The sequence below is a fragment of the Bradyrhizobium sp. UFLA05-89 genome, from assembly GCF_059803475.1.
Window position 1 is genome coordinate 1 of the sequence record NZ_JBANBA010000189.1, and the last position, 9,282, is coordinate 9,282.

Below are 9,282 nucleotides of genomic sequence, written 5' to 3' on the forward strand. Positions count from 1 at the left end.
CATCGCCGACCAGAGCGGCTCCGGCGGCAGTAGCATCGCGGACGGCTTTGGGGGCACGGGCGGGCAGAGCTCGATCACCAAGAGCGGCGCGGGCGTGCTGACGCTCTCCGCAGCGAACTCCTATGGCGGCGGCACCACCATCAACGAGGGCTCAACACTTGTCGTCGGTGACGCCCATGCGCTCGGTACCGGTACGTTGACGCTCAACGGCGGCGCCACCGGCGTCACAGTCACTTTCAATGGCAGCTTCACGATTGCCAACAACATCGTTGCGGCCGGAGATCCCATCTACAACATTCTCGCTGGCAGCACAGTCAACCTGACGGGTGTGCTGTCCGGCTCCGGCGACGTCGTCGTTAACGAAGCGAGCGGCTATGCTGGCACGCTTATCCTCTCTGGCGCGAATATCTACACCGGCCCGACCGTTGTGGACGCCGGCATCCTGCAAGCCGGCTCGACCAGCGCCTTCGGTAACAACTCTGCGGTGACGGTTGCGAGCGGCGCGGTGCTCGATCTCGCTGGTTTCTCCAACGCGATCGGTTCGCTCGCTGGCGCCGGCATCGTCACCAATAGCGGCGCTGCGGCCACGCTGACCACGGGCGGCGATACCACCTCAACTGTCTTTTCAGGAACGATCCAGGACGGCGCGGGATCGATCGCGCTGACCAAGACCGGCATCGGCCTGCTGCTGCTCTCCGGCAGCAACTCCTATACCGGCGCGACAATCGTCAGCGGCGGCACGTTGCAGGTCGACGGATCGATAGCATCATCCAGCCAGGTCACTGTCCAGAGCGGCGCGGCGCTCAGCGGTAGCGGCACGGTCGGCGCTACCGTCATCGACGGCGGCGCCATCTTTGCGCCGGGCAATGGCACGGCGGGGACGTCGATGGTCGTGAGCGGCAGCCTCGCCCTCGCATCCGGCGCCGTCTATCTGGTTCAGGTCAGTCCCTCGGCAGCTTCGTTCGCATCCGTCGCCGGTGTGGCGACACTCGGCGGTGCCACCGTCGACGCAGTCTTCGCAAGCGGCAGCTACATCTCCAAGCGCTACACCATCCTGACCGCGAGTGGTGGGGTCAGCGGCACGTTCGGCTCGCTGGTCACGACCGGTTTGCCAAGCAATATCAGAAGTGTCGCGTTGAGCTACGATGCCAACGACGTCTATCTGGACCTTGCCCTGAACTATTCGATTCCGTCCGGGCTCAACGGCAATCAGCAACGCGTCGGCAACGCGCTGACGAGCTTCTTCAACGCCAACGGCGGAATAGCCGCAGTCTACGCCGGGTTCACTCCGGCCGGCCTGACGCAAGCCGCTGGCGAATCGGGAACGGGCTCGCAGCAGACCACGTTTGCCGCGATGACCCAGTTCATGGGCCTGCTCACCGATCCCTTCACACAGCGGGATAACGGGCCGGGATCGGCCAGCGGCACGACCGGCTTTGCGGACGAGGAGCAGGCAAGCGCCTATACCGGACACAAGCGAATCGATGCGTTTGCCATGCTCGCCAAGACGCCGCCGCAGGCCCTCGAGCCGCACTGGAGCGTATGGGCTTCCGCCTTTGGCGGATCGCAATCGACAGCCGGCAATGCGACGACCGGCTCGAACGACACCACGAGTCGCGTGTTTGGGACCGCCGTCGGGGCCGATTACTGGGTCTCGGCACATACGTCAGTCGGCTTTGCGCTGGCCGGCGGCGGGACCAATTTCAGCGTGGCCAATGGTGGCTCCGGTCGCTCCGACTTGTTCCAGGCTGGTGCCTATCTGCGCCACACCGATGGCGCTGCCTACATCTCCGCGGCGCTGGCCTATGGTTGGCAAGACATCACCACCGATCGCACCGTGACGATCGCCGGCGCCGATCATCTCCGCGCCGAGTTCAACGCGAATGCATATTCCGGTCGCCTCGAAGGCGGTTATCGCTACATTGCGCCGTGGATCCGCGGAATCGGCCTGACGCCCTATGGCGCGGCGCAATTCACGACATTCGATCTACCGGCCTATGCCGAGCAGGTCATTTCCGGCGCGGCCGCGTTTGCTTTGAACTACTCTGCCAAGAGCGTAACGGATACCCGCGGCGAGCTAGGCCTGCGCAGCGATAAATCCTTCGCGATGCAAAATGGCGTGTTGACGCTGCGCGGGCGTTTTGGCTGGGCGCATGATTTCAATCCGGATCGTTCGATCGCCGCAACCTTCCAGGCGCTGCCTGGCGCAAGCTTCGTCGTCAATGGCGCAGCACAAGCGCGGGACGCCGCGCTCACCACTGCTGCGGTGGAGATGAAGTGGCTGAACGGGTGGTCCGCGGCAGCAAGCTTCGAGGGCGAGTTTTCGAACGCCATGCGCAGCTATGCCGGCAAGGGCGGCGTTCGCTACGCGTGGTAAACGGTCATCTCCTCACGCGCTCTTCGCCGGCCACGGCACGACCTGGCCCGACATCACCAGCCGGTCGCGGCCGCTGTCCTTGGCAGCATAGAGCGCGCGGTCGGCGGCTGCCACCAACGCGCTGCTGTCAGTCGTACTCTGAGACGGCAGTCCAGTCGCCACGCCCACGCTCACCGTGACCAGCCGGGACGGTGGATTCTGCGCATGGAGCATGGCAAGCTCTCGCAGCGCCTCGCGGATCTCCTCGCCGACCCTGATGCAACCTTCGGCGCCGGTGTTCGGCAACAGCAGCGCGAATTCCTCGCCGCCGTAGCGTGCGGCGAGGCCGGCCGGGCGCCGCGCATGCACGGCCAGAATCTTGCTCAGCGCACGCAGGCAGCCGTCACCCGCGAGGTGCCCGCAATGGTCGTTGAATTTCTTGAAATGATCGACGTCGATCAAGAGCAGCGAGAGCTGCGTGCCGTCGCGGCGGGCGCGCGCCCATTCCTCCGCCAGCCGCTCGTCGAATGCCCGGCGGTTGGCGAGTCCGGTCAGACCGAGCCTGTCCTGAAGATCCTTCTGCTCGGTCACATCTCGCATGATTGCAACGACGCCATCGATTTCGCCGGTGTCGGACGTTCGCGTCACGTGCAGGGCCGACTCGGCCCAGATCTCGCCCTTCTCGCGGTGCCGCTGACGATAGACAAAGCGTGCTTCCTCGGCTTCGCCACTCTTCAGCGCGGCGATGGTTTGCTCGATCCGCTCCAGGTCCTCCGGGTGGATGCCGGCTACGGCCGAGTTGCCCAAGAGTTCGTCGGGCGACCAGCCCACGACGCGCGCGCATGACGGCGAGACGTAGAGCAGTTGGTTATCAAGCCCGATCCGGGTCACCATGTCGCTGGATTGCTCGGCCAGCAGGCGGAAGTGCGCCTCCTTGGCAGCCAGGGCCTGCGCCATGCGCTGCCGCTGCAGGCTTAACGGCTTGTTGCAACATCCGCGCTGATTGCACGGAGTCCGTTCTCGACCGGCGGATTCCCCGATATTTCGATGGATTATCGTGGGACGATGTTAACCACGCCGCGGCTCGCGCAGCGGTCGCGCCTCATGTGTCCGGTTCACGCCTCGAGCGTGAAGCCGACGCGCAGCGTGACCTGGTAGTGGCGCACGGTGCCGTTCTCGATATGGCCGCGCGTCTGCACCACCTCAAACCATTTCATCTCGCGGATGGTTTTTGCAGCCCGGCTGACCGCGTTCTGGATCGCGTCTTCGATCGACTTTTCCGACGATCCGACCAGTTCCAGGATCTTGTAGACGTGATCCTTGTCTTGAGCAGGCATGACGAACCTCCATGAGTGCCGGCAGGGCGCAAGTCAGGATTTCCGTCTGAAGAGACTAAACTGCGCCTGAACGAAGTCCAAGGGTGAACGCGCAGCCAGGCCGCAGGTTTCTAGTCGGGCACATGAAGGACATTGCGCGGTAGGTGATCCGTGCTGCCGTCACGAATGGCCGACTTATCGCGCAGCAGCATGTGCAACAGCACCGCGAGGAGTGCGATCATCGCAAAGCCAGCCATGGCCGGCGCGGCTTGCTGCCCCGACGCCTGCGTCGACAGCACCAGCCCATAGGAGCCGGCGAGCAGGATCAGCCCATACATCGCGCTACGCTCGCGCGCCGACGCGATGTGGACAAGATCTGGAAGCGCGAGCGCGAGACCGATCCCCAGCAGCGGCAGGTCGTAGTCATAGGCATAGGGGCTGATCATCACCGAGGCCATTGCAGTGACGCCAAGCGCGAGGCCCGGCGGGGACCCGCGCAAGGCGCCGAGCACGACCGCAAGAAGCGCAAGCGCAGCGACGGCGATCTGTCCCCAGATGGCACCAGTAGCGGGCATGCCTGCGGTATGCAGCGCCGCATAGGCCGAGATCATCCGAAAGAGCTGATAAAAGCCCTGGTCGAGATAGCTCGCCGATTCCTGCACCGAGCCGACGAGTGCGGACCAGATTTGGGGACCGAAAACCAGCGTGCAAACGAGTGAGCTCACGAGCACCACCGTTGCTGCAGCGATGATCGCAGTCCAGCGCCTCGTCGCCATGAGATAGACGGCTGCGGCGATCGCAAGATGCGGCTTGATCACCATCGCGCCGAGCGCTAGGCCCGCAAGCACCGGGCGCTTCCGCAGGGTGAGACAGAACAGGCCGATCAGCGCGCCGGTGAGAAAGCCGTTCTGGCCGCAGCCGATCGTGACCGCGAGGGCGGGAAAAGAGATGATCAGGACTTGCGCGAGATTCTCTCGTGCGATCGTCCGCAACGCGGCGAGATAGAGCGCGAGTGTTACCGCGGTGAACAACAGATACGCTGCACCGACCGGCAGCCAGGCGAGCGGCGCAAGCAACAGGTCGAATTGTGGCGGGTAGGTCCAGGGCATCACGCCGGTCGTGCCGCCGGCCGCGTCCGCCTGCATCTTGCCGAAGGTCGCGAGCCGGTACACCTCGCCGACATCGCCGAGCCAGACCCGTTGCGCCACGATGTGAAACGCGTCGAAATCGGCGAGCTCGCGAAAGTGCCAGGGACCGACGCGCGCGAACCAGAATGTCTTGACGACGGCGATCGCCGCCAGCGCTGCGAGAATGACGCGAACATAGATCGCCCGCCTCGAGGGCGAGGACTGAATCTGCTCCAGCGCTTCGGCAAGCATGAGGATCTCGGACCGTAGCGGCGTGCAGGACCCTGCATCGCCCATAGGACTCAAGATTGCCGTGTGAGGCTTAAAGGACAGTAACGAACCGGAGAGCGCCACCCGGCCTTGAGACGCGACCTATCGGCCTTGGGATCGGGCCTCACGCGCCAGCCGCTCGGCCCTCAGCCGCTCCATATTGGAATAGAGCGCCTTCTGCGCGGCCTCATGCTCGCGCATGGCCTGCTCCGCATCAGCCCGTCGCGCCTCGTCCCGCGCCCTGCGCTCGTCAGGCGTGAGAATGCGGGGCGGGCGTACTGAATGATCAACTGTCATGCGGAGCCAACGCCAAAACCGCAGAAAAGTTCCCAGGCTGCGGGTTCCAACGTTGGTTCTCTGCCAGACGTCATGTCGAAGCGCGAGCGGGGCCTACGGATCCAGCTCGGTATCCCAGTACAAATAATCGAGCCAGCTATCGTGCAGATAGTTCGGCGGAAAGAGGCGGCCGTTGCGGTGGAGCTGGTGCACGGTCGGAGCGAACGCCGCCTGCCTCGGAAACATTTTTGCCTGCGCCGGCGTGAGATTGCCCTTGCGCAAATTACAGGGAGAGCAGGCCGCGACCACGTTCTCCCAAGTGGTCTGGCCGCCTTTGCTGCGCGGGATGATGTGATCGAAGGTGAGGTCCTCGGGCGAGCCGCAATATTGGCAATTGAAGCGGTCGCGCAGGAAGACGTTGAAACGGGTGAAGGCAGGATGGGTGGTCGGCTTGACGAAGGATTTGAGTGAGACGACGCTCGGTAACTGCATCTCCAGCGTCGGACTTCGTACCGCCTGGTCGTAGTGGGCGACGATGTTGACGCGATCGAGAAACACCGCCTTGATCGCGTCCTGCCACGACCAGAGAGACAGCGGATAGTAACTCAGCGGCCGGAAGTCCGCATTCAGCACCAAGACCGGCCAACTGCCTTGCGAGACATGTGCGTTCAAGTAACGCTCCTGGCCTCCATATCGCTGCGAAGCAGCATGTAGTGACATACTACATGCAGCGTGACGGGATTGTGAAGCCCGCTGAGAGACTTATTCAGGCTCTCTGCGGACCGGAACACGCTGCAAAAAAGCCGCTTTTCGGGGAAGCGTCACTGCCGCTCGCCGTCAGCGACGCCAACAATGCTGTAGCGCTGTTCTCGGGCGAGTCGCCTGCGCGCCGGTCAGGGACAGGTCGCGATCGGGCAAGTCGCGATCTGGCAAGTCGTGATCGGGAAGGTCGGCGGCAGTGCCGTTGGAGGACGATGACCTGCGGCTGCGCTCCCAATGACGCATGTGGTCAGCGCACTCGCTCCAGCTTCTGCAGACACCGTGTGGCGCGCACGACAGCCGGCATCTCATCGTCGGGAAAGCTCGTCTTCCAGTCGGTGACGCCGACCTCGCCGACATACAGGTCGCCTTGCGAATCCAGCGCGATGCCATGCGGCGCCAGGAACTTGCCGCTCGCGACACCCGGACCATCTTCGCCGCCGAGCCGCGCGATGCGTTTTCCCTTGGCATCGACGATCGACAGCCGCGGGCCGAGATTGGGCACCTTGCGGTTCACCGGCATGCCGGGTCCGAGCTCGCCGATCACGAAGGTCGGCTGCCTTCCGCCACAGCAGCACAGCGCACAGGGCCGGTGCAGGTTGTTCCACTGCGTCTCGTATCTGCCGTTGCCGTCGAACACCTGCACGCGATGGTTCTCGCGATCGGCGACGTAGACATAACCATCCGCGTCGGTGGCGATGTTGTGAACGATGTTGAACTGGCCGGGATCGGTGCCGGGTTCGCCCCAGCTCATCATCAGCTTGCCGTCCGGGGTGAACTTGTGGACGCGGGCATTGCCGTAGCCGTCGGAGACGTAGATCTCGCCCTTCGGCGACAGCGCGGTATGGGTGCAGCGGTGGAAGGGATCGCCGCTCATGAACGGTGCAGGCTTCTCGGGGACGCCGATCGTCAGCAGCACCTTGCCGTCGGTCGTGCATTTGCGCACGGTGTGGTCGCCATCATCGGTGCAATAGAGATTATCGTCGGCGTCGATATGCAGGCCGTGGGCGCGGGCAAACAACCCTTCACCCCAGCTCCGCAGGAAATTGCCTTCGCGGTCGAGCACCACCATCGGATGGGCGCCGCGATTGAAGACGTAGATGCGGTCCTTGCTGTCAACCGCGACGGACGCGACATCGGTGAGCTGCCAGCCATCCGGCAGCTTCGCCCAGTTCTCGACGACGCGGTAACGATGCTCGCCCGAGCCGAGTATGGTTGGCATTCGTGTCCTCCTCACAATTCATCGTTCCACATTGCGCAAGTGCGCAATGCGGGCTCGCGACTTTTGTCGCGCCCGGAATGGCGACCGGTTTATGTGGCGCCCACATCTCGCCCCAACATCCCTTCCTCGATCGCCTTGATCTGCAGTGCGAGATATCTCGAATTGATCCGGCATTGCGCGAGGCTGCCGGCGATGAACCACAGGCCGGGCTGCTTCGTGCGCGCATACATGTTGCACAGCTCAAAGCCGTCGCCAAAGCCCCAGATCGGGCCGACGCGGTCGGCAACGGCATCGCCGAACAGCTTTCGCACCAGATAGGCTTGCGGCTTGTAGCCGGTCGAGAGCACGATGAGGTCGGCCGAGATGATCGCACCGTCCTTCAACCGCGCGCCCTCGGCGACGAAGCGTTCGATGTCCTCGAATTGCGTGAGCCCGACCGCGCCCTTCACGATGAGATCGGAGCAGCCGACGTTGAAGTAATAGCCGCCGCCGCGGCTCAAGTATTTGAACTGCCAACCGGTGCCGCCTTCACCGAAATCGAGCTTGAAGCCGACGCGGGCGAGGCCGTCGAGCAGGTCCTTGTCGAGCGCCTTCGATTGCTCCGTCAGCATTGCATGGGTCTTCTTCGCGAGCGGCGTCGGCATCGAGGCTGCGATCAAGTCGTTGTCCTCGAGCGTGCCCTCGTTGTAGGTCGCGTAGGCGAGCTGTGCCGAGGGTTCGATATTGGTGATCAGCGTGGCCGAGCGCTGCACCAGCGTCACCTCGGCACCGCTGGAGTAGAGATCTTGCGCGATGTCGTGGCCGCTATTGCCGGTGCCGATGACGATCGCGCGCTTGCCGGTCCAGCTCTCGCCGTCCTCGTAGCGGCTGGAATGCACGAGCGTGCCGCTGAAATCTTTCAGGCTCGGAATATCGGGCATGTTCGGGATGCCGCTGACGCCGGTTGCCATCACCACATGACGCGGATGCATGGTCCGCGTCGTGCCATCGGCGCCGCGTAGCGTGACCGTCCAACATCCCTTCGCCTCGTCGTAGGCGCCGCCTTCGAACTCGGTGCCGGTCCAGTAATTCAGCTCCATCGCCTCGACGTAAGCTTCGAACCAGTTGGCGAGCTTGTCCTTGGGGATGTAGACCGGCCAGTTCGGCGGGAAAGGCATATAGGGCAGGTGATTGACCTGGACCTGGTTGTGCAGGGTGAGCGCGTGGTAGCGCTTGCGCCAATTGTCGCCGATGCGTGGCCAGCGATCGACGATCAACGTGTCGACATTCAACTGCTTCAGCCGCGCCGCGATCGCGAGCCCCGCCTGGCCGCCGCCGATCACGAGCACGGCGGGATCGCGGTCGGCATAGGAGCCGGATGCCTTGCGCAGATCGAGCCAATTCGGCCCGCGGAAGTCGCGCGAATAGGCCTGGCCGCGCGGCCGCGTGCGGTTGAGTTGCTCCTCAAATCCCTTCAGCTCCTCCAGCGCGGTGAGCAGCGTCCATGCCTTCAGGCGGTCGCCGTCATCGGCATCGGACAGCAGCCGAACGATGCCGCTGCCGCGTCCGACGGCGGTTTCGAACGAGAAGATCGCCTCGATCGTCTTGGTCCCGGCGCGAGTCACCCAGCGCGGCGGCGCACGGGTCGATGCGATCTCGAAAGAATTTGGCGCGGCTTCGGATGCGAGCGTGCTCAATTCCCGCACGGTCGCGTCGCGGCCGGCGATCGTTTGCAGGTTCCAGCTTAGCGCCAGCACGTCGCGCCAGTAGCTGTCGGCCAGGAAGAGCTTATGCAGCGCGCCGTGACTCGGGTCGCCAAGCGCCTGCTCGAACTGGTCGAGCCAGGTTTGCGCGGACACTAGAATGTCCTTCGTCCTGTCCAGCATGCGCGACCTCATGGCCGACTTCGCGGCGCTTCCTCTGAGATCAACGCTATACCGTTTTGGCAGGAGCCAAAAGCCGACTACCCCCGTAGGG

At 63.9% G+C, this 9,282-nt stretch carries 7 protein-coding genes and 1 pseudogene; 1 reads left to right on the forward strand and 7 read right to left on the reverse strand.

The annotated features are described in order from the left end of the window. Positions 1-2,377, forward strand: a 2,377-nt coding sequence (locus tag SO139_RS44400) for an autotransporter outer membrane beta-barrel domain-containing protein (RefSeq protein ID WP_498542011.1), incomplete at its 5' end; no start/stop codon positions are given. Positions 2,378-2,389: 12 nt separating this feature from the next. Here the strand turns inward: SO139_RS44400 and SO139_RS44405 are convergent. The 7 genes and pseudogenes from SO139_RS44405 to SO139_RS44435 all read right to left on the reverse strand — a co-directional run. After that, positions 2,390-3,325 (reverse strand): annotated as a pseudogene (locus tag SO139_RS44405) (sensor domain-containing diguanylate cyclase); the annotation flags it as partial. Between the two features lie 146 nt (positions 3,326-3,471). Then, a complete protein-coding gene (locus tag SO139_RS44410; RefSeq protein WP_449383644.1) occupies positions 3,472-3,693 on the reverse strand; it encodes a dodecin in 222 nt (73 codons plus the stop codon). A gap of 110 nt (positions 3,694-3,803) precedes the next feature. Continuing rightward, positions 3,804-5,051: a glycosyltransferase family 87 protein gene (locus SO139_RS44415; protein ID WP_474804651.1), complete on the reverse strand. Its 1,248-nt coding sequence runs from the start codon at positions 5,049-5,051 to the stop codon at positions 3,804-3,806. A gap of 120 nt (positions 5,052-5,171) precedes the next feature. Beyond that, on the reverse strand, positions 5,172-5,366 hold the full coding sequence (locus SO139_RS44420; RefSeq protein WP_027522132.1) for a hypothetical protein: 195 nt from the start codon (positions 5,364-5,366) through the stop codon (positions 5,172-5,174). Positions 5,367-5,459: 93 nt separating this feature from the next. Continuing rightward, on the reverse strand, positions 5,460-6,017 hold the full coding sequence (locus SO139_RS44425) for an HNH endonuclease (RefSeq protein ID WP_080135068.1): 558 nt from the start codon (positions 6,015-6,017) through the stop codon (positions 5,460-5,462). A 337-nt stretch (positions 6,018-6,354) separates the two neighbouring features. Next, on the reverse strand, positions 6,355-7,326 hold the full coding sequence (locus tag SO139_RS44430) for a peptidyl-alpha-hydroxyglycine alpha-amidating lyase family protein (RefSeq protein WP_449383646.1): 972 nt from the start codon (positions 7,324-7,326) through the stop codon (positions 6,355-6,357). A gap of 89 nt (positions 7,327-7,415) precedes the next feature. Beyond that, the gene (locus tag SO139_RS44435) at positions 7,416-9,191 is read right to left on the reverse strand and encodes a flavin-containing monooxygenase (protein WP_498542012.1); all 1,776 of its coding nucleotides are present in this window, start codon (positions 9,189-9,191) and stop codon (positions 7,416-7,418) included. Between the last annotated feature and the right edge of the window lie 91 nt (positions 9,192-9,282).